The following is a 20,541-nucleotide window of genomic DNA, read 5'->3' as shown; positions in this document are numbered from 1 at the left end:
GGCGTGCCGGTTTAGTCGAACAGGGGCCCCGCCGGGCGGTGACCCGAGGGTTCCGGGCGTTGGCCCGAGGGGTCTGGGGGCGATGGCCGGAGGGTTCCGGCGATGGCCGGAGGCGAACTCAGCCGCCGAGGGGCAACTCAGCCGCCGAGGGGCCGTCCGCTGATCACGCTGAACAGCACCGTGGAGAGACCTCCGCCGACGACCGAGGCGGCGAGGCCCACGGTCACGGCCCGCCAGGTGCGGTTCAACCAGCGCATCAGGGCGGCGACCACGAGACCGGTGGCCAGCGCGGCGGCGAACCGGGGCACCCCGTCCAGCAGCGCGGCCGTCGCCTGCCCCCGCTCGGACTCACACCCGCCCACCGCGCCGGGCACGCAGTCCACCGGAACGCTGGCGTCGAGCGTCAGCACCCAGACGAACACGGCCAGCACCGCTACGCCATACCAGGCGGCGGTGTAGAGGACGGCGGTCAGTGGGCCGCTGGGTCGAGGGTCGAGCAGGTCATCCTCGAGCCGTCGACTCAACGGGCTGGCCTGACGCCGAGCGCTGCTCGACGTCGGCCGGCGGCCAGTGGCCGAACGTCGCCCGGTCGACACCGGGTCTGGCCCACCGGCGCGACGCGGGGAGGTTGCCGTACCGGCGCGGGCCCGACTACTCACCGGCTCGGACCGCCGCCGTGTCGGTGTCGTGGCTTCGTCCTGCCGCCGCCGTGCCGGCGCCGCGGGCCGGGCCGGCGGAGGATAGGCGACGGCCGGGGACCGGGGCGCCGAGTCGGGGATGCCCATCCAGCGCGGGTCGTCGCCGGCCAGTCTGGTACCGGACCAGAAGGCGTCGTCTCGATCGACTCCGGTACGCCCGGCCTCCTCGGCCTGGGCGTCGCCGGCCAGTCCGGCGAGCTCGCCGTTTCGCCATTCGGTCGTGTCGGTGAACCGGTCCCACCGGCTGGTCTCGGTGCTCCGGTCGCGTCGTCGGCCGACGCTGGGGCTGCTCACCGGTCCGGCGTCGGTCACCGGTTCCAGCATGCCGGTGTCGGTGAGCTGGTCCCACCGGCTGCTGTCGGTGCTCCGGTCGCGTCGTCGGCCGACGCTGGGGCTGCTCACCGGTCCGGCGTCGGTCACCGGTTCCAGCATGCCGGTGTCGGTGAACTGGTCCCAGGGACCGGGGTCGGTGTGCCGGCTCCGGCGGGTGGTGTCGAGGCGGCGGCGATCCGGGGCGGGATTGGCGTGCCGACCCGAGCCACCACCGCTGTCGGCCGGCCCCTGCCACCGGGGTAGGCCACGCTCGTCGCCCGGCCGACCCGCTACCCCGGGGTCGTCGTCCGACCGGCGTGCGGCACCGGTGTCCCGGCCCCGGCGTACCGGCCCGGTGTCCCGATCCCGGCGTACCGGCTCGGCGTCCGGCTCCCGCTCCCACGGGCGGGCGCCGCCGTCGGCCCGGCCCGCTCGACGTTCGGAGCGCCGGGGCGGGACGTCGGTGCCGGCCCGGGGATCGGCCTCGGTCGCCGACCGCACCCAGCGGGCGGTCGGCTTCGTCATGCCGTCTTCCGGGGCCGGATCCGCCGGAGGTGGTTCGGCCGACGCGGCGGTGCCCGGACGCGGGGCGGCCGTGGGCGCATCCTCACCGGCCCGGTCGCGCGGATAGGTGCCGCTGGCGGCGGGACGGTCCGGCAGGCTCGGGTCGTCGCGGTCCCAGCTCTCGGGTCGGGCCCGCCGCCGGCCTACCGCAGGGCGGCCGTCCGTCCGATCCGGCTCGACCCGCCCCCGGCTCCCCGCGCCGAGTTCCATCGTGTGGTCCCGCCAACCACCGTCGGGCTCACCCGTGCGGCCGTGCCAACTGCCCCGGGTGTCGGTCTCGGGGCTGTCCCGCCAACCAGCACCGGGGGTACCGGTCCGGTGCCGTCGGGGACCGTCGTCGCTCCGTACCGAATCGTCCAGGCCGCCACGTTCGGTCCAGGAGCCGGCGGATGCCCCGCCGCCCCAGCCCGACGTGGGCGCGACGGATCCGTCCACCTCCGGGTCGGCCCGGCGCCGCCGGCCGCGGCCGGGTCGCTCGGGGGACTCACCGGGATAACTGCCGCGCTCGCCGGCTCCGGAGATCGGGGCGGCACCGGAGACCGGGGCGGACCTTGGCCAGCCGCCGGTCGTGTCGTCCGCGTGCCGTCCGGCGTCCTCGCGATTCCTACCGTGCCTGCCGGTGGCCCCGACGTCGCCGGTCCCGGCATCGTCGGCCCCGGTGTCGGGCGCCCGTCGCCAACCGACGGTTTCGCCGGTACCGCGCCAGCGGTTGTCCGTGGCGCCGTCGGCGACCGGCTCGTCGCTCGTACGGCGCGGGGCACGCCAGTACTCGTCCATGCCCTCCCAGCCGACGTCCGGCTCGGCGCGTCGCCGCCCGGCGCCGCGTTCGCCCGCCGGATCCGGCTGATGGTGCCGTCCGCCGTCCCCGCCGCCGGCTGCGGCGTCCGCCTGACTAGGCGGGGTGGACTCCAGCGCCCACGGCGGCGTGTAGCTGTCGACGGGATCCGGTGCGCCACGGTGGCGGGCGCGCCGACGGCTGGGGGTGCGGTGGCTGCCGTCCGGACGCGAGTACGGATCCCCCGGCCAAGGGCTCGCTGGGTCGCCCCAGCCGTCGCTGTCTTGCCGCTCGTGTGGGGCGAGCTCACCCCGCCCCCGGTCCCGATGGTCCACGGCCGGAGCGTGACCTTTCTGGTAGATCGATCGCGAGGAGTCGTACACAAGATTGCCGTCGCCCGATGATACGCCGTCCCGCTGACCCTAATTCGACCTGTTTCTTTCCTCCACAAGGTGGGGACCGAGTCTGTGCAGGTCAGAGCCGGTACAGGTTATCTTCCCCAGTCAGTTTCCACAGCCTGTGCACAGGGCTGCGCACACCCCGCAGCCAGCCGTCCACAGGTTGTCCCGAGGTCCGTCCACCGACGTGGTTGAGCCGTTGAGCTCGTCTTCCGTATGGTTGCGCCCTGACCTCGCCACGTCGTACCGACTTCCCCCGGTCGTGCCGGCTGGCCGGACCGGCCCGGACAGGCGGGGCCGATCCACGGGTCGGTCGGAAAACTGTCGTACGTCGGCGGTTCGCTAGGACAGCCGGGGTGGCGGAGGGGGATGCCAGTGTCGGTCACCGACGACGTGCGTGGAGAGGCGAGGTCCTCCATGCCGTCGACCGACGGTCCCGCCCCCCGCGACGGGCAGTTCGACAAGACACCGCCGCAGGACATCGCCGCCGAGCAGTGCGTACTGGGCGGCATGCTGCTGTCCAAGGACGCCATCGCCGACGTCGTCGAGATCCTCAAGTCCAACGACTTCTACCGACCGGTGCACGCGACCATCTTCGACGCGGTCCTGGACCTCTACGGCCGTGGTGAGCCGGCCGACGCGATCACGGTTGCCGCCGCCCTCGCCGACGCAGGTGACCTGGGCCGGGTTGGCGGAGCCCCGTACCTGCACACGCTGATCGCCAGCGTGCCGACCGCCGCCAACGCGGCCTACTACGCCCGGATCGTCGGCGAGCGGGCGGTGCTGCGGCGCCTGGTCGAGGCCGGCACCCGGATCGTCCAGCTCGGCTACGGGTCCGCCAACGGCGGCGGACGCGACGTCGACGACGTGGTCGACCTGGCCCAGCAGGCGGTCTACGACGTGACCGAGCGGCGGGTGAACGAGGACTTCGCGGTGCTCGCCGACATGCTCCAGCCGACGCTCGACGAGATCGAGGCGGTCGGTGCGCAGGGCGGCGTGATGACCGGGGTGCCGACCGGCTTCACCGACCTTGACCGGCTGCTCAACGGGTTGCACCCCGGCCAGTTGATCATTGTGGCCGGCCGTCCAGGCTTGGGCAAAAGTACCGCTTCGATGGATTTTGCCCGAAATGCGGCGATCCGTCATAACTGCGCCAGCGCCATCTTCTCGCTGGAAATGAGCAAGGTCGAGATCGTCATGCGACTCCTCTCGGCCGAGGCGCGGGTGCCGCTGCACGTACTGCGGAGCGGGCAGCTCTCGGACGACGACTGGACCAAGCTGGCCCGCCGGATGGGCGAGATCAGCGAGGCGCCGCTCTTCGTCGACGACACCCCGAACATGAACCTGATGGAGATCCGGGCAAAGGCGCGGCGGCTCAAGCAGCGGAACGACCTCAAGATGATCGTGGTCGACTATCTCCAGCTGATGAGTTCGCCCAAGCGCACCGAGAGTCGTCAGCAGGAGGTCGCGGAGCTGTCCCGAGGACTGAAGCTGCTGGCCAAGGAGGTCGAGTGCCCGGTGATCGCGGTCAGCCAGCTGAACCGTGGGCCGGAGCAGCGTACCGACAAGCGTCCGCAGTTGTCCGATTTGCGAGAATCTGGGTCAATTGAGCAAGATGCCGACGTTGTCATCCTGCTGCACCGGGACGACTACTACGACAAGGAGTCGCCCCGGGCCGGCGAGGCCGACTTCATCGTCGCCAAGCACCGGAACGGGCCCACCGACACCGTCACCGTCGCGGCGCAGCTCCACCTCTCGCGTTTCGTGGACATGGCGATCGTCTGAGCCGCCGGTCCACCGGGCGACGTGCCGGGCTCAGCCGAGCAGCGGAATCCAGCCGGCCGCCTCGCCCAGCAACAACCGGTCGTGCTCGCTGAGCGGAACCCGCCCCGTCGCCTTCAGGACGTAGTCGACGTCGGACCAGTCGGCGGGGCGTACGGCCTCGTCGCTGAGCAGTCCGTCCAGGGTCGTGACCGCGACGGCGACGCTGCCCGGATCCGGCTCCGGAGCGTCAGGAAGATCCAGTATCAGGTCGAGGTGGTGCACCACCGCCTCGGTGACCAGGGTGGCGAGGAACTCCGGGACCGCCAGCACGTGTCCCTGGGTGGCGACGTACCCGCGCGGGTCGGCAGCTCGGGCGGCCCGGACCGCCGCCGGCGCGGTGTCCGTCCAGAGCCGGACCACTCCGCGTGGTCGGTCGAACGCGGCGGCGCACCGGCGTACCCAGGAGGCGTGCCGGCCCTCGTCCGGATCATCCGGGGACCGCCAGTAGCTGACACCGTCGACGTCGGCCGGTCCGTCCGCCGGGCTCGCCAGCGCGACCAGCGCCCGCTGGGCGTCGCAGACGAGATGGAAGAGCAGATCGACGGCGAACCAACCCCGGCAGCGTGTCGGCCGGAGCAGGTCCGGGTCGGCGAGGCCGTCGACCGTCGCGGTGATCCCGTCGTACGCCGTCGCGAGCGCGAACCAGCTCGGCACCGGAACCGCCGACCGCGAAGTATCTCCCTCAGCCAACCCGTCCAGCGCGCTCACCCCGCCCGGTTTCTCCCTCGGTGGAGGGCCGACCGGTCCGCCCGCCCCGGTCAACCGTCGAGCCTAGCCAATCACGGTGCCGCTGACGCGGAACCGGACCTAAAGCACAAGACCCCCATGCTCAGGGATGTGCACCCACCCGTCGGCGACGCGCGGGAGTTGACACCTGAGCACGGGGATCCCCAGAGGCTGCCAGCCGGCGGGACCGGATCGGATCCGGCCGGCCGGCGGGCCGGTCAGCCGAAGAAGTCGTCGAGGAAGCCCTTACGCTTCTTGTGCTTGTAGTGGCCGTGGTAGCCGTGGTGCTGCTGCTGGTGCTGCCCGTAGGCCGGAGCGGGGGCCTGCGGGTAGCCGTGAGCCGGCGGTGGTGGCGGCGGTACGTGGCTCGGCACCGCGTAACCCGGCTGGTGCGGTGCCGGCGGCGGGTACGCACCACCAGGGGCGTGTGACGGCTGCTGCGGCGCCGGCGCCTGCTTCTGGCTCCAGTTGGCCTCGGCCTCGAACAGCTTCTCCAACTCGCCCCGGTCAAGGAAGAGTCCACGACATTCGGTGCACTGGTCGACCGTGACGCCGCTGCGCTCGTACTGACGCATGTCGCCACGACACTTCGGACAGGTCATCTGCATCACTCGACGGTACCCGGTCGAATCACCCAGAGCCCGTCAGCAGCGCCACCACTTCCTCGTCCGACACTTCGTGAAAGTCCGCGTAATAGCGGCTGACCGCGCCGAAGTCCGCCGGGCGTGCCGGGCAGACCAGCTCGTCGGCGGTTCGGCTCAGCACCGCGTACGCCTCCGGGGCGCCGACCGGGACCGCCAGCACCACCCGGCGGGCGCCGAGCTGCCGGGCCACCCCCACGGCCGCCCGGGCGGTGGCGCCGGTGGCCAGGCCGTCGTCGACGATCACCGCGATCCGGTCGTCGAGGCGCAGCGGGGGCCGGCCGGCCCGGTAACGCCGCTCGCGACGTTCCAGTTCCGCCGTCTCCACCCGGACCACCGTGTCGATCTCCGCCGGGTCCAGCCGGCCGGCGATCTCCTCGTTGAGCACCCGCAGCCCGCCTGGGCCGACGGCGCCGAAGGCCACCTCCGGCGCCTGCGGCAGCCCGAGCTTCCGGACCACCAGGACGTCGAGCGGCGCCCGGAGGCGTTCCGCCACGGCGGCCGCCACCGGCACGCCGCCCCGGACCAGGCCGAGGACGACGACGTCCGGCTGGCCGGCGACCGGGGCCAGCAGGTCGGCCAGTACCGTCCCGGCGGCCGTCCGATCCCGATAGGTCGCGTTCATGTCTCAGGTCTACGCCCCGTCGGCGCGCCCTGCCGGCGGACGGCACAGAAAGTCCGGCCCCGGGCGCCGATCGTCGATCCAGTGGCCGTCGACCGTCCAGCCCGGCAGCCCCAGGTCCGGACGGGTCAGAGCCGGCTTCCGAGGTACCAGCCAAGGGCGGCGACGCCGAGTCCCACCGTGAGGGTGGCCACCACGTTCAGCAGGGCCCGACCCCGGCCGGCCGGTCCGCTGCCGGCAAGTTGCACCGTCTCGTAGCCGAAGGTCGAGTAGGTGGTCAGGGCGCCGCAGAAGCCGGTGCCGACGAGTGCGCCGACCCAGCCCGGAAGGGCGGTTCCGACACCGGCCAGCAGGCCCAGCACCAGCGAGCCGACGACGTTGACGGTGAAGGTGGCCCAGGGCGGCGGTCGGGACGCCCGCGCGGCCAGCCAGTTGACGCCGAACCGGGCGACCGCGCCGACCGCGCCGCCGAGCAGCACCGCCGCCCAGGTCAGCACGGGCGCCCCACCCGCCCGCTCATGACCGCACCCGGTCCGCCGCCCAGATTCCGACGCGTACGGCGACGAGCGCTCCGGCCAGCGTTCCGACCAGGTAGCCGAGGGCGAGGCCGGGCCGGTCCGCGGCGAACAGGCCGCGAGTCTCGACCGCGTACGTGGAGAAGGTGGTGAACCCGCCGAGCAGCCCGGTGACGAAGAACGGCTGAACCAGCCGGTGCGCGGCGAGTTGGGTGCTGACCAGCCGCATCAGCAGTCCGATCAGCGCGCAGCCGGAGAGGTTGGTACCCAGGGTCGCCCAGGGGAAGCCGTCGGGGGTGTGCGGCCAGAGCAGGAGAAGCCCGTACCGGCCGGCCGAACCCAGCGCCCCGCCGAGCGCGACCACGGCGATCACGTCCCAGCGGGGCCGACCCACCGGTGGACTGGGCCGGCGCGGCGGGACCGGCTCGTCCGGGACGTCGGGCTCGGCCGCTCCGGTCGCTCCGGTCGGTTCGGTGGGACGGGGACGGGACGGACTCACGACGTGGACGCCGCCACGGGGGTCGGGGCGGAGGACGCCTCGGCCGGCGTTGCGGCCAGCCGGAGCGCGGGTACCCAGGCCAGGAAGGCGACCGGGTAGAGCAGGTACCCGAACCGGGTCGAGGGCATCAGCAGGATCGCGGCGAGCAGGCCGTACCCGCAGAACAGGGCGGTGGAGGCGGCGGTGCGGGGCGGGCGGCGGACGAGCAGGACGGCGATCAGCAGCCCGGCCCCGACGAGCAGCCCGGCCGCGATCACCCGGCCGCCGGGCAGCGCCTCGGCGATCAGGTAACCGGGGAAGGGCGACTGGGCGGGGCTGGTCACCAGGCCGTGGCCGAGCGGAAACCGCAGGACGTTCTCGACCAGCGCCGCCGAGTCGACCAGTTGGGCCGGGACGAGTGCGGCGATCGGCAGCCCGATCGCGCCGAGCGCCAGCCGGGCACCGGCCCGGCGGCTCCGGATCACGGCGTGCACGAGCAGGACCAGCGCGACCGGCCAGGCGAAGAGCTTCAGCGCCGCGGCCAGCCCCACCGCGAGCCCGGCGCCCAGGTACCGGTCCCGGGCGGCACAGGCCAGGGCGAGCAGGCAGAGCGCGAGTACCGGAAGGTCGTCGCCCCCGGTCGCCAGGGTCAACGCGCAGACCGGCAGTACGGTCGCGAGCTGCACCGCCCGGACGAGGGCGGAATCGCGGAGCCCGGCGCGTACCGGTGCGGCGGCGGACCGGGCCGGATGCGCCGTCCTCGACGCCTCGGACGGTCCGGCGGCGATGGTCCGGACCTTGCGGCGCAGCAGTGCCACGGCGACGCCGAGCGCGGCGGCGGTGGCGACGGCGAACCAGATCCGCGCGTCGGTCCACCAGGCGGCGCCGGCGAGAGCCCGGGGCAGGCCGAAGATCGCCATCCCGGGCTGGTACGGGGTGTAGCCGAGTAGCTGGTCCCCGCCCGGCAGCGCGGCGATCGCGTCCCGCCCGAGGTACGGGGTGCCGTGGTCGAGCAGCCGCGCGCCGGAGCGCTCGATCACCAGCACCTCCTCCTGGGCCCGGCCCGGCCGACCACCGGCCCGCTCGACGGCCTGCCAGACCATCGGCACCAGCGCGGTCGCCGTCCAGACGACCGTGGTCAGTACGCCCCTGGCGGCGGTACCGGCGAGCCGGGAGCCGGGATGCCGGTGCCGGGCCAGGAGTTGGCCGAGGACGGCGAGCGTGGCGGCGAGGTAGCCGAACCCGGCCACGGCGCCCCAGGCCCGGTGCGGCAGCAGCGTGGAGGTGGCGGCGGTGACGGCGGCGAAGGCGGCCGAGAGGGCGTAGAGCACCAGGTCGGCGGCGAGCCCTCCGGCAGCCCGGTCGGCCCGGTTCCAGTACCGGCGGCCGTCCGACGACGGCGGCGGGAGCTCCGTTCCGTCCGCCTGATGGTCCGCTGCTTTCACGCCGGCAAGTGTGGCAGACGCTCCACTCGGCGTGGACCGGATCGCCGGCCGGGTGACAGCCGGACCACGGCACCCTCGTCGTGCAGCGCGGGCGCGAGCGTGCCGGGGCGACCACCCGCGCCCTGGTGCAGGGCGGCGAGGAGTCGGGCGGCCGGCATCGGTCGGGCGAAGAGGTGGCCCTGCCCGGCGGAGCAGCCCAGTTCCCAGAGCGCCATCCGTTGCGGCTCGCTCTCCACGCCCTCCGCCACAACCACCAGATTGAGGCTGCGGCCGAGGTCGACGGTGGACCGGATCACCGCGGTGGCCTCGGCCGAGGTCTCCATCGCGGTGACGAACGCGCGGTCGATCTTCAACTCGTGCACCGGGATCCGGGACAGCATCGACAGTGAGGAGTAGCCGGTGCCGAAGTCGTCGAGGGCGAGCCGGATCCCGGCGTCCCGGAGCTGGCCGAGGACCTGGTCGACCACCTCCAGTTGACTGAGCGTCAGCGTCTCGGTCAGTTCCAGCACCAGCCGGTCGGGCGGCAGGTCGTGGGCCCGTAGCCGGGCCAGCACGGCGCCGGGGAACCGGGCGTCGAGCAGGCTGCGCGGCGAGACGTTGACCGCCACCGGTAGGTCGAAGCCGGCCTCCCGCCAGGACTGGGCGGCGATCAGGGACTGGTCGAGGACCGCTTCGGCGAACGCCGGCAGCAGGCCGGAGCGTTCCACCGTCTCCAGGAACCGGAGCGGGTCGATGGTGCCCCGGGCCGGGTGCCGCCACCGGGCGAGCGCCTCGGCGGCCACCACCTCGCCGCTGCCGAGGTCGACGATCGGCTGGAAGTTGACGGTGAACTCGTGGTCGGCCACCGCCCGGGGCAGGTCGCCGCCGAGTGCGAGCCGGCCGAGGTCGGCGGTGTCCCGGGCCGGGGCGTACGTGGAGATTCGTCGCCCGGCCCGCTTGGCCTGGTACATCGCCACGTCGGCGCGGCGCAGCAGTTCGGTCATCCCGCCGGTGCTGGGTGCGACCGCGATGCCGCCGCTGGCCTCGACACTGATCCGCATCCCGTCCAGCTCGATCGGCTCGTGCAGCGCGGTGAGCAGGGACTCGGCCCGGTGCGCGGCGACCGCCGGGGCGGGCAGGCCGTGGAAGAGTACGGCGAACTCGTCCCCACCCAGCCGGGCGACCAGGTCGTCACCCTGGACGGCGGTACGCAACCGCTCGGCGACCTGGATCAACACCCGGTCCCCGGCGGCGTGCCCGAGCGTGTCGTTGACCTCCTTGAAGTGGTTCAGGTCGATCAGCAGGAGCGCGATGACCCCCTCGGAGCGGCGCTGGCCGAGTTGTTCCGCGCCACGGTCGAGCAGGTGCCGGCGGTTGGCCAGGCCGGTCAGCGCGTCGTGGGCGGCTGCGTGCGCGTGCTCCTCGGCCACCCGGTTCAGTTCGGCGTACGCCGAGGCGTTGCGTACCGCCGTGCAGAGCGCGGAGGCGAAGGTACGGAGGGTGTACTGCTCCCGCTCGGAGAGCTTCACCGGCCCGTGGAACCGCAGCCGCAGCATCCCGACCGCGCTGCCGTCGTACCCCTTCATCTCCATCGGGATGACTGACCCGTTGATGAACGAGGGCTGGGTGCCGAAGCCGTCGTACGTGATCGTCTCGTTGTTGCCCCGTACCGTGCGTTGATCGGCCTGCAGCTCCACCTCCACCTCGTCGGCGGAGAAGAGGTTGGCGGCCTGTGCGACGGCGGTGTGCAGTACGGCGTTGATGTCGACCACGTTGAGTGCGTCGGTGGTATGGGCCAGCCGCTGCCAGGCCTGGCGTTCGGCTCGGGACCGAACCCGCGTCGAATAGGCGAGGTGCAGACTGAGGGCCAGCGGTGGTACCGCGACGAGCAGCCGAACGTCGGCCCGAAGGAGTATCAGCGTCAGCAGGGCGACCACGAAGCGCACCGCGTAGCCGACGAGTCTGAGATCCCAATTCGCGGTGAACTGCCGAAGGATCTTCCGCCGGGTCGCGAGCGCGATCACCGGCATGGCGACAATCTCGTCGACGAGTGCCGCGACGGCGTACGCCAGAGCCACCGGAACGATCATCTGGTCCAAACCGGTGGAGGACCATTCCCAGTGGATCAGTGCCAGGGTCGTGCCGGCCGCGGCGGCTACGAGCATGTTCTTACTGATGTTGAAAATCGCCTTAACCAAGGGTGAACGATGAATGCGACTTGAGATGATCAGGCTGACTCCGGTGCACAGCACCACCCATGAGGTTGGGGCTACGGCGACGCCGATCACGATCGCTGTTTCGTTCCAGGTGATGGCATGGGTGGTGGAGCGAATCCGAACTGGTGCCTTCACGCTGGCGCTTACCGTGATCGTTAGGATGAGCGCCAGAACCATCACCAGATCGTTGACGGACCTGGGGGGCGTGGGGGCAGCCAACAGAGACAGGACCGTCGCTAGACCTGCGGAAACAGCGACGAGACCGAGGAGCGGCAGCAGCCGCTGATCGGTCCCGTTGTCGTTTCGCTGTCCTCGACTCACACCGGTTCCTGAACGTCACCGAACCCTTGTGGTCTGTAACGGTAGCAACTCGAACGTCTCCTGTGACGGATCGTGTCGTGCTTACAGCCAGTCGTTCGCGCGCATGGCCGCTTCTCCCCTCGTTGGAAGGTATCCGTCTACCCCCGAATTGCCGGAAATGGTCCCTGTTGCAGACGTCCTCAAGCAATGAGCGAAGCTTAAGGGAGTAGGGCATAGTTAGCGACAATAAATGTCGCTATGCTCAGTATTAGTCAAGTGGCACCACATTCGTCACGCTCTGTCCATATATGGGAACTCAGCGCGCCCGATCGGCCCTGCTTGTGCTACCGCCTGGGAGTAGCCCGGTGCTTCCCTCCGGGATACCCGCTCTGCCGGTGCATTGGAAGATCTAAGCCGGAGTCACAGGATTCCGGCTCGATCCATACCTAGGGTGGCGGTGGGACTTGTGGTGTCGTGGACTCCACTCGGTTGGCGTCGAGTGTCGTCGCGGCGAGGGCCGTCCTCCATCGGGTGACCTGGTAGAACTCGCTTCGTGTCCACTCGCTGACCCTGTGTCTGCGGATGGCGAGGCAAAATACGTTATTCCGGAGGATGCCCTCAATGCATGCAAATCAGCGACGCCCAGCACTCGTGTGAAGAAAATGATGCTAGTGAATGTATGACCCTGGTGTTCGATAGGCTGCACCGGGTGACAACTCACCTCGTCCTTTTTGCCTGACTTGGGGCTGCGATGATCGAGGTTCGGCTTCTCGGACCGTTGGAGGTGGTCGCCGACGGTGTGTCCCTGCCGCTCGGCACGCCGAAGCAGCAGACGGTGCTGGCAACGTTGGCGGTACGACCGGGTCGGTTGGTCGCACTGGAGGAGTTGGTCGACGAGTTGTGGCCCGAGGACCCGCCGGCGTCTGCGGTCGCGAACACGCGCAGCTACGCGGCGAACCTGCGGCGGATGCTTGACGGGATCGGCACGACCAGGGGACTTCTCGTCCGCCGTGGATCCGGGTACGAGTTTCGGATCCGACCGGATGATGTCGATCTGATCCGGTTCGCGGACGGCTGCCGGCACACGGGCGAGGCGCTTGCGCGTGGGGACCTACCCGCCGCCGAGGATCTGCTTGCCCGAACGGAAGGGCTGTGGCGGGGGCCGATGCTGGCTGGGGCGCCACTCGGACCAGTGCTCTCGGCACGTCGTGACGCCGTAGCGGAGCAACGGCTCGGGCTGGTCGATCAACGGGCCGAGGTGTACCTGGCCTTGCGGCAGCCTCAGCCCGTCATCGCGCTCCTCCGTGAGCACCTTCGGACCTACCCACTGCGGGAGCACGGCCACACGCTACTGATGCGAGCCCTGTACCAGAAAGGGGACGTGTCCGGCGCTTTGACCGCCTTCACCACCGCCCGGTCGGCATTGGTCAAGCATCTTGGGATTGAGCCCGGTGCCGAGCTGCAGCGGCTACACCAGGCGATACTCCACCGCGACCCCGCGCTGGACAATGCTGATCAGTCCGACCGGCCGCAGGCTTCCGACCGGCCGTTGCCGTCGGCCGTTGCACCCGCCCATCCGGACGGTCGCGGTGAAGCGGCATCGGTTCCGCCATGCTGGCTGCCCCGACCGCTCGCCGACTTCACAGGCCGCGCGGAGACCGTACGTCGGTTAGTAGAGGCAGTGGAAGGTGTGGAGGCAACCACGGCGGTGGTGCAGGTCATCGACGGAATGGCCGGAATCGGAAAGACCGCGCTGGCGGTGCACATGGCAACCCGGCTGGCCAGCCGTTACCCCGACGCGCAGCTATTCATCGACTTGCGGGGCCACAGCGTGAACGGCCAGGTGGAGCCGTCCACGGCATTGGTGACACTCCTCCGGCAACTCGGAGTACCGGCGGGCCGGATTCCACCCGAGTTCGACCATCGAGTTGCCCTGTGGCGCTCGGAACTCGCTGCCCGGCGGTCGATCCTGTTGCTGGACAACGCGGGCAGTAGTGAGCAGGTAGGCCCATTGCTGCCGTCCGCGCCGGGCACGCTCGTTCTGGTGACCAGCCGTCGTCGGCTGCTCGCTGGCGATGGCATCCCGCCCAACTCCTTATCGGGCCTCGGCCGGGACGAGGCGATCGACATGCTGGCGACGGTTGCTGGCCGGGACAGGGTGTATGCCGAGCCGGAGGCCGCCGCCGCGGTGGTAGAGCGGTGCGGCTACCTTCCGCTAGCGATCCGGCTGGTCGGTGCCCGCCTCGCGCACAGAACCGGCTGGCGGGTGGCGGATTTGGCCCGGCGGCTCGGCCGGGACACGACGGTGCTCGGCGAAATCTCCGCCGAGGACCAGAACATCGCCAGCGCCTTCGCCCTGTCGTACAAGCCGCTCAGAAAGTCAGTGCAGCGAGTCTTCCGACTGCTCGGCCTCTATCCGGGCGAGTTCTTCCAGGGGACCACCGCTGCGGCGCTGACCGGCCTACCGCTGTCAGAGGCCGAGATGGCCATCCGGGAGCTGGTCGACTCCCATCTGGTCGAGGAGCCGGTCGCGGACAGGTTTCGCCTCCACGACCTGCTACGCCAGTACGCCGGCGGTCTGGCCGCCACCATCGACCCTCCAGATCAACGGCAGGCGGCGATCGATGGGGTCCTGGACCACTACCTCCACGCCACGTCGTCCGTGACCGATCCCCTCGAGGCCATCTCGTTGGCAACCGCGGTCAAGCTGCGACAAGCGCTTCGTTCAGATCTGATTGCCGTACTCCGGCCCATAGACGGCAGTTGGATAGAAAAGCAGCGATCAAATATCCGATCGCTCGTACGCCTTGCTGAGGATTCGGGTCACGACGGATATGCGTGGCGGCTTGCCCGGTCAGCCTGGCGCTTCTACTACACGCGTGGATATTTTGACGACATCCTAGAAACTCACGGACACGGGCTCCGTGCGGCGGAGCGACTGAAGGACACCTCGGCTATCGCCACCATGTACAACTATCTGGCGTCTGCTTACGTGCGAACTGGCAGTTATCATAAGGCGGTCGCGCAGCTAAAGATGGCGATCAAGATCCGCCACACGATAGGCGACACCGGTGGCGTAGCCGTTAGTAAGAGTAACCTTGCCGTGGCCTACTGGTTGCTTGGCAGGCTAGATGAGGCAATCGATGAAAATCGTCAGGCAATTTCCCTCGGGCGTCCCGACGAAAAACCGATAACCACGGCCTCTTTCAATCATGGCCTATTTCTTATCCGTCTTGGCCGGTACGCGGAGGCATTGCGAATTCACCGGCTAGGCTTGCAGCAGGCATGTGAAGACAAGGAACAGTTTCAGATCGCAAACTCGTTGGGGATGATTGGCGGGGCCCGTTTGCGTATGGGGTACGAACGAGAGGCGATTCGGTTACTCAAGGCGTCAATCATGCTCAGAAAGCGGATAGGAACTCACTACGGTGAAGCGGAGGTATGCAGTGATCTGGCTACGGCCTACCGACGACTTGGCGAGCTGCATAACGCTGAGGGGCAGGACCGAGTCGCGTTGCGTCTCGCCGTGGAAGCAGGAGAGCGACACGCCGAATCGGGGGCCCTCAACGGTCTAGGTCTCACCCTGAACCTGCTTGAAGATCACAAATCCGCAATGGAGATGCATCGGCAAGCTCTTGAGTTGGCAACCCGAATCAGTCACCCATACGAGCAGGGTCGGGCATTGGCTGCGATGGCCAGCCACCTGGAGCCGACTGACCTGATCGAGGCCCATCGGCACTGGGAGCGGGCGCTGGCCATCTTTCGCAGGATGGGCGTGCCCGAGCGCTTCGAGGTCGAGCGTCGCCTGGCCAGGTTGGTCACTCCATCGGTGGATGACGGCACGAGAGCCGCGAGAACGTTCTCCGTTGGTGATCGCTGATCCGCCGGTATCCGCGACTGATCGGGATCGCGGCCTTGGCGGGTTCGACAAATATCGACCGCGTATCGGTCTCTTATCGCTCGTCGGCGTAGGTTCTCTTCGTCAGCTACGGGGGGATCGCTCGATCGGTTGGCAGGGGGCCGTTGGCGATGACCGTCCCCCGATCATCGCCAACGGGACAGGGGTGAGGAAGCGGGCGGCGTCGTACAACTATCGTGCAGCACCCACGATAAGGCGTACGGACTTGACGACCGCTTCCTCACCCACCCGCGTCGAACTCCAATATCGTTGGTGGACTCAGCCCCTGCCTCGTCCGCCGCCACTGCGGCGGCTACTTCGCATTGCTCTGCGACAGGATCCCCTACCAGCCACAAGCGCCCACCGCCCACCGCCGCTTGTGGGAACCCTCAGGACATCCTCGGGGATACCTTATGGACGGCTGGCTCGTCCGATTCCGCCGTTAGTAAGACGGGTACGCGCTCGGTCTCTGGGTTTATCTGGCTGCCGGTTGCTCGCTCGATGGGTGTCGTAGCCGCCTAGCTGAACCACGGGTGGCTCGCCCGTCGGCGGTAGCGAACCTGCGCAGCTGTGCGGCGAACCTGCGGCGGATGTTTCCCCGGTCGAGAATCCAGTCTATTATGTCGGGGCTTGTTGAGTAGGGACAGGCAAGGTTGGAATCCTTCCGGCCGCACTACCGGTTAGCGCGAACCAACGATCCAATATTGACTAAGCCCGACAGGACGGGGCAGGCCTTTTCGGCCTGCCCCGTCAACTTCCTTACATGATGAACCAGTGAGGTCCGAACTTAGTTCGTCACCTCAGGGTGGAAGTCCGGCCTTTTACTGATTAGCTTGCGCCCCGCCCAAATGAGATCTCATCGGGAGCATGGAGTTAGCCGCAATTTGTGGCGCTGACAGTTCTGAAGCCGCCAGCATTGCCTGGACCGAAGATCTTGTCCTGGTAACATTGACCATCGCTTACTCCGTTGCGATAAACGTCAACAACCGCCTGGAAAATGGATCGAAGGTTGACTGCTGCAGCTCCACATACAAGTACGGCAAGCGTCCTCAGCGCCGCGTTGGGGATGCTGCCTGTTTGGGTGCACGAAACCACGACTCCTGTCCCAAATAAGGCGATGACGGCGACTGCCGTGGATCTCACCTCCCAACCCCACATGTTGAGGTAAACACCGAGGCCAAAAGTGATCCTCGGGTCCGCCACGACAGGGTATTGCGCGCCGGTCATGTCTGTTTCCTGCATCAAAACATTGTCGTCAAGGGTGTATCGAGTAGGTAGCTCTCGTCCGGTCGCATCTTTGGCCCAAGGAGCGTCGATGGCGCCACTGACTGCTCCGTCTGATTCGACCAGCGCAAATCCACGTCCATTGGGCACCAGTCGAGCGCCGTCCGGCAGCTCGAGGTCGTATCGCTGTATATTTGATGCCCTGGGTCCGCGCATAACCGTGATTATCTGGACCCCTCCATCGTTGGCGCGGACGAGCGCATCGGTACTAGGCCCAACGTCACCGTACGAACGTTCTGAGTCGTTTGATCGCGCATGTTCAGTTTTAGTGACGTGGACGCCAGCTTTTATTAGACTGATACCTGCGAGGCGGCCTCCGATCGCGATCGACGCGGACGGGTGATCGTGGTTGATGTCGATGGCCCCGTCGCTGCTGACGAGAGCACCGGGAGTTTCCCGAGAGACCCCCGCCTGAGCTAACGCCTGGTCGACTCGCTCCGTAGGCGACGCCGATTCGGTAGCAGTTGCGCTCGCATTCATGGTGGACAACATGGCGACCGCAGCCACGGCAACTGTGGCGCTACGTATGAGCTGCTGGCTTGCCGTTGTTCTTTTCATACATCCTCTCCTAGGGGCGCTACTTGCCCGATATCTATCCGGGCTCATCGATTGGGCTCTATTCGGCAGCCTAAGGCCCTGGTCGACAAGATTTCGATACGGCGTCGATGAGCGAAATGATGATCGAGGAATTGAGTGTGGTGATCAAGTCACTTCCGCCGGGGCCGTGCCAGGTGTGGCTGGGCGAGCTCGATTGCCAGGGTCGACATGTGCGCCACTCGCGTCTACGATCATCTATATGGCTACCAGGTTGCTACGTATTGCCTACCTCGTCGTATATTTCGTGATGCTGGGAATCGGGTTGGCGTTTAAAATCCCGGTCTGGACCGGGTTGCTTATCGGCGTACTTGCGATGCTTCCCATCGCGGTCGCTGACTGGGTGATCTCGTCGCGGCGGAAGGGGCGCGAGGCCAGTTGACCACCCCGCGGCGCCCATGCCTGCTGAACGAGAGCCGCGCCCTGATCGAGAGCCGCGCCTCGGTAGGCTCGCGGACGTGACCGAGCCCGTGCACCTGACCCACGTCGACTCTGCCGGGGCGGCCCGGATGGTCGACGTCTCCGCCAAGGACGTGTCGGTACGCCGTGCCGTCGCCGCCGGCCGGTTGCGTACCACCGCCGAGGTGATCGAGTTGCTGCGCCGGGACGGCCTGCCCAAGGGCGACGCGCTGGCGGTCGGCCGGCTGGCCGGCATCATGGGCGCGAAGCGCACCCCGGACCTGATTCCGCTCTGCCATCCGATCGCGCTGCACGGCGTGACGGTCGACCTGGAGCCCGGCGAGGAGACCGTGGAGATCACCGCCACGGTCCGGACCGCGGACCGGACCGGCGTCGAGATGGAGGCGCTGACCGCCGTCGCCACCGCCGGGCTCGCGCTGATCGACATGGTCAAGGCCGTCGACCCGGCCGCCTCGATCGAGGGGGTACGGGTGCTGCGCAAGGAGGGCGGCAAGACCGGCGACTGGACCCGACCGGTGGACCGGCCGTGATCCGGGCCCGGGTCGTGGTCGCCTCCAACCGTGCGGCCTCCGGGGTGTACGCGGACACCAGCGGCCCGCTGCTGGCCAACGGCCTGACCGAACTCGGCGCCCAGGTTGACGAGCCGATCGTGGTGCCGGACGGCGATCCGGTGGCCGAGGAGTTGCGCCGCGCGGCTGCGGACGGGGTCGACGTGGTACTGACCAGTGGCGGTACCGGAATCAACCCGACCGACCGGACCCCGGACGTGACCCGGGCGATGCTCGACTACGAGATTCCCGGCATCGCCGAGGCGATCCGGGCACACAGCCGGGACAAGGTGCCGACGGCGGCGCTGTCCCGGGGGCTTGCCGGAGTGATCGGCCGGATGCTCGTGGTCAACCTGCCCGGCTCGACCGGTGGGGCCCGGGACGGGCTCGCCGTACTCGGGCCGATCCTGGCGCACGCGGTCGACCAGCTCCGGGGCGGCGACCACCCGCGTACCGACTGACTTTCCGACGATCGATCGCAACGCCCGACTGAACTCTCCGGCGGTCGGTCACCGGGCGGCGATAGGCTCGGACGGTGAACGTGAGGACCGGGTGACCGTGAAGACCGGGCGGGAGAGGGCCGAGTGAGCGCCGAGGCCGCTGTCGCGCTGCCCACGCTGGACTGGGCGCAGGCGCGCTCCCGGGTCTACGAGGCTGGGCGGGCCGCCATGCCCGAGCCGGTTGACCTGCCGTTGGCCGAGGCGGACGGACAGACTCTCGCCGCACCACTGAGTACCCTCACCGACCTGCCGGCCTTTCCGACGTCGAGCGTGGACGGCTGGGCGGTACGCGGTGCCGGGCCGTGGCGGATCGTCGGACGGGTCCTCGCCGGCGGTACGCCGCCGCCGTTGACCGGGGACGACACCGCAGTGGAGATCGCCACCGGCGCGATGCTGCCGGACGGTGCGGCCGGGGTGCTCCGGATCGAGGAGTCGACGCGTACCGCCGAGGGGTTGGTCGCCGGCACGTTACGGCCGGCGCCGGAGTGGCGCGCCCCGGGCGAGGAGGCGCGGGCCGGGGAGGAACTCCTGCCGGCCGGTACCCCGGTCGACCCCGGGGTGATCGGCCTGGCCGCCTCGTGCGGCTACGACACTCTGCCGGTCCGCCGCGCACCCCGGGCCGCTCTGATCATCTTCGGCGACGAGCTGCTGACCTCCGGACGGCCGGGCGCCGGACGGGTACGCGACTCGCTCGGTCCGGCCGTCCCCGGCTGGCTACGCCGGTACGGCTGCGCCATCACCGCCACCGACCTCGTCGGACCGGTGGCCGACACCCTGGAGGCGCACGTCGACGCGCTCCGCCGGGGTCTGGCCGAAGCCGACCTGGTCTGCACCACCGGCGGCACCATGAACGGGCCGGTCGACCACCTGCACCCGGCACTGCGTGAACTCGGCGCGGAGTACGTCGTCAACACCGTGGCCGTACGCCCCGGGTTTCCGATGCTGCTCGCCCGGGTCGTCGGGGCGGACGGCCGGGCCAGGTTCGTCGCCGGGCTGCCCGGCAATCCACAGTCGGCGATCGTCGCGACCGTGTCGCTGGTCGCACCGCTGCTTGCCGGGCTCCAGGGCCGGGCCATGCCGACGCTGCCCCAGGTGACCCTGGCCGAGCCGGTAACCGGCCGGGGCGACCACACCCATCTGGCGCTGGTCCGGGTCGACCCCGCCCGGAACACCGCCCATCCGGTCCGGCACGTCGGTTCGGCGATGCTGCGCGGGCTGGCCCAGGCGGACGGCTTCGCCGTGATCGCACCCGGCACCCGGGGCGAGCCGGGAGACCGGGTGCCGGTCGTACCGCTACCGCTGCTGCCGGGCGAACGTGTTCTGGGAGGAACGGCATGAGCGTTTCGAGTGAGCCGGCCATCGACACGGTGCCGGCGACGCCCGGCCCGACGGTGCACACCTCGGTCGGGGCGGAGCCGCTGGACACGGCCTTCCACGAGGCCGTGGTCGCCGACTCCGGCGCCGGAGCGGTGGTCTGCTTCCAGGGCGTGGTACGCGACCACGATCACGGGCGTGCGGTCGTCCGGCTGGAGTACGAGGGCCATCCGAGCGCCGCCGACGTGTTGCGGGAGGTGGCCGCCGAGATCGCCGCCGATCCGGCCGTACACGCGATCGCGGTCTCGCACCGGCTCGGGCCGTTGGCGATCGGCGACGTGGCCCTGGTGGCGGCGGTCAGCACCGCGCACCGGGCGGCGGCGTTCGCGGCCTGCGCCCGGCTGGTCGACGAGGTCAAGTCCCGGCTGCCGGTGTGGAAGCGGCAGGTGTTCGCCGACGGTACCGAGGAATGGGTCAACTGTCCGTGACC

The 20,541-nt window shown here is 69.6% G+C and carries 16 protein-coding genes; 7 read left to right on the top strand and 9 right to left on the bottom strand.

The annotated features are described in order from the left end of the window. Nucleotides 1-137 precede the first annotated feature (137 nt). Complete coding sequence (locus tag H4W31_RS08470) at nucleotides 138-2,684, bottom strand: hypothetical protein (RefSeq protein WP_192766152.1); 2,547 nt, start codon at nucleotides 2,682-2,684, stop codon at nucleotides 138-140. 480 nt (nucleotides 2,685-3,164) lie between these two features. Between H4W31_RS08470 and dnaB the strand changes: the two genes are divergently transcribed. Beyond that, nucleotides 3,165-4,532 (top strand): replicative DNA helicase, encoded by a 1,368-nt coding sequence (gene dnaB / locus H4W31_RS08465; protein ID WP_225945447.1) that lies wholly within the window; start codon nucleotides 3,165-3,167, stop codon nucleotides 4,530-4,532. A 30-nt stretch (nucleotides 4,533-4,562) separates the two neighbouring features. On the opposite strand, the gene H4W31_RS08460 is transcribed toward dnaB, so the two are convergent. The 7 genes from H4W31_RS08460 to H4W31_RS08430 all read right to left on the bottom strand — a co-directional run bounded on the left by H4W31_RS08460 (nucleotide 4,563) and on the right by H4W31_RS08430 (nucleotide 11,514). Then, on the bottom strand, nucleotides 4,563-5,279 hold the full coding sequence (locus H4W31_RS08460; RefSeq protein ID WP_318783091.1) for a maleylpyruvate isomerase N-terminal domain-containing protein: 717 nt from the start codon (nucleotides 5,277-5,279) through the stop codon (nucleotides 4,563-4,565). A 236-nt stretch (nucleotides 5,280-5,515) separates the two neighbouring features. Further along, nucleotides 5,516-5,908 carry a TFIIB-type zinc ribbon-containing protein gene (locus H4W31_RS08455; protein WP_192766151.1) on the bottom strand — a complete coding sequence of 131 codons (393 nt, stop codon included), beginning with the start codon at nucleotides 5,906-5,908 and terminating at the stop codon, nucleotides 5,516-5,518. Between the two features lie 19 nt (nucleotides 5,909-5,927). Further along, nucleotides 5,928-6,563 carry a phosphoribosyltransferase gene (locus tag H4W31_RS08450; protein WP_192766150.1) on the bottom strand — a complete coding sequence of 212 codons (636 nt, stop codon included), beginning with the start codon at nucleotides 6,561-6,563 and terminating at the stop codon, nucleotides 5,928-5,930. A 125-nt stretch (nucleotides 6,564-6,688) separates the two neighbouring features. Beyond that, nucleotides 6,689-7,054 carry a fluoride efflux transporter FluC gene (locus tag H4W31_RS08445; RefSeq protein WP_192771940.1) on the bottom strand — a complete coding sequence of 122 codons (366 nt, stop codon included), beginning with the start codon at nucleotides 7,052-7,054 and terminating at the stop codon, nucleotides 6,689-6,691. Nucleotides 7,055-7,076: 22 nt separating this feature from the next. Then, a complete protein-coding gene (locus H4W31_RS08440; RefSeq protein WP_192766149.1) occupies nucleotides 7,077-7,574 on the bottom strand; it encodes a fluoride efflux transporter FluC in 498 nt (165 codons plus the stop codon). Next, nucleotides 7,571-8,998 (bottom strand): glycosyltransferase 87 family protein, encoded by a 1,428-nt coding sequence (locus tag H4W31_RS08435; RefSeq protein ID WP_192766148.1) that lies wholly within the window; start codon nucleotides 8,996-8,998, stop codon nucleotides 7,571-7,573. The genes H4W31_RS08440 and H4W31_RS08435 overlap by 4 nt, the downstream gene beginning before the upstream one ends. Then, nucleotides 8,995-11,514, bottom strand: coding sequence for a putative bifunctional diguanylate cyclase/phosphodiesterase (locus H4W31_RS08430; protein WP_192766147.1), 2,520 nt, complete (start codon nucleotides 11,512-11,514; stop codon nucleotides 8,995-8,997). Before H4W31_RS08430 ends, H4W31_RS08435 begins: the two co-directional genes overlap by 4 nt. A 730-nt stretch (nucleotides 11,515-12,244) precedes the next feature. Between H4W31_RS08430 and H4W31_RS08425 the strand changes: the two genes are divergently transcribed. Next, nucleotides 12,245-15,373: an AfsR/SARP family transcriptional regulator gene (locus H4W31_RS08425; protein WP_192766146.1), complete on the top strand. Its 3,129-nt coding sequence runs from the start codon at nucleotides 12,245-12,247 to the stop codon at nucleotides 15,371-15,373. 891 nt (nucleotides 15,374-16,264) lie between these two features. On the opposite strand, the gene H4W31_RS08420 is transcribed toward H4W31_RS08425, so the two are convergent. Continuing rightward, nucleotides 16,265-17,233, bottom strand: a complete 969-nt coding sequence (locus tag H4W31_RS08420; RefSeq protein WP_192766145.1) for a hypothetical protein — start codon at nucleotides 17,231-17,233, stop codon at nucleotides 16,265-16,267. Between the two features lie 238 nt (nucleotides 17,234-17,471). Here H4W31_RS08420 and H4W31_RS08415 point away from each other — a divergent pair, with 238 nt between their 5' ends. The 5 genes from H4W31_RS08415 (at nucleotide 17,472) to H4W31_RS08395 (ending at nucleotide 20,539) form a co-directional block, all read left to right on the top strand. Beyond that, nucleotides 17,472-17,651: a hypothetical protein gene (locus tag H4W31_RS08415; protein ID WP_192766144.1), complete on the top strand. Its 180-nt coding sequence runs from the start codon at nucleotides 17,472-17,474 to the stop codon at nucleotides 17,649-17,651. Nucleotides 17,652-17,727: 76 nt separating this feature from the next. Continuing rightward, nucleotides 17,728-18,219, top strand: a complete 492-nt coding sequence (gene moaC, locus H4W31_RS08410; RefSeq protein WP_192766143.1) for a cyclic pyranopterin monophosphate synthase MoaC — start codon at nucleotides 17,728-17,730, stop codon at nucleotides 18,217-18,219. Then, nucleotides 18,216-18,698, top strand: a complete 483-nt coding sequence (locus H4W31_RS08405) for a MogA/MoaB family molybdenum cofactor biosynthesis protein (RefSeq protein WP_192766142.1) — start codon at nucleotides 18,216-18,218, stop codon at nucleotides 18,696-18,698. The genes moaC and H4W31_RS08405 overlap by 4 nt, the downstream gene beginning before the upstream one ends. 156 nt (nucleotides 18,699-18,854) lie before the next feature. Further along, on the top strand, nucleotides 18,855-20,075 hold the full coding sequence (locus tag H4W31_RS08400) for a molybdopterin molybdotransferase MoeA (protein WP_192771939.1): 1,221 nt from the start codon (nucleotides 18,855-18,857) through the stop codon (nucleotides 20,073-20,075). Further along, the gene (locus H4W31_RS08395) at nucleotides 20,072-20,539 is read left to right on the top strand and encodes a molybdenum cofactor biosynthesis protein MoaE (protein ID WP_192766141.1); all 468 of its coding nucleotides are present in this window, start codon (nucleotides 20,072-20,074) and stop codon (nucleotides 20,537-20,539) included. Before H4W31_RS08400 ends, H4W31_RS08395 begins: the two co-directional genes overlap by 4 nt. Nucleotides 20,540-20,541: the final 2 nt, after the last annotated feature.

It is taken from the genome of Plantactinospora soyae (assembly GCF_014874095.1).
Lineage (GTDB): Bacteria > Actinomycetota > Actinomycetes > Mycobacteriales > Micromonosporaceae > Plantactinospora > Plantactinospora soyae.
The sequence above is the reverse complement of the archived record's forward strand: the minus strand, read 5'-3'. Positions and strand labels throughout refer to the sequence as shown.

Excerpts from the sequence above, each read along its gene's own strand:
- dnaB (WP_225945447.1), top strand. The coding sequence starts at position 3,165 with ATGCCGTCGACCGACGGTCCCGCCCCCCGCGACGGGCAGTTCGACAAG.
- H4W31_RS08450 (WP_192766150.1), bottom strand. The coding sequence starts at position 6,563 with ATGAACGCGACCTATCGGGATCGGACGGCCGCCGGGACGGTACTGGCC.
- H4W31_RS08425 (WP_192766146.1), top strand. The coding sequence starts at position 12,245 with ATGATCGAGGTTCGGCTTCTCGGACCGTTGGAGGTGGTCGCCGACGGT.
- H4W31_RS08420 (WP_192766145.1), bottom strand. The coding sequence starts at position 17,233 with ATGAAAAGAACAACGGCAAGCCAGCAGCTCATACGTAGCGCCACAGTT.
- H4W31_RS08415 (WP_192766144.1), top strand. The coding sequence starts at position 17,472 with ATGGCTACCAGGTTGCTACGTATTGCCTACCTCGTCGTATATTTCGTG.
- H4W31_RS08395 (WP_192766141.1), top strand. The coding sequence starts at position 20,072 with ATGAGCGTTTCGAGTGAGCCGGCCATCGACACGGTGCCGGCGACGCCC.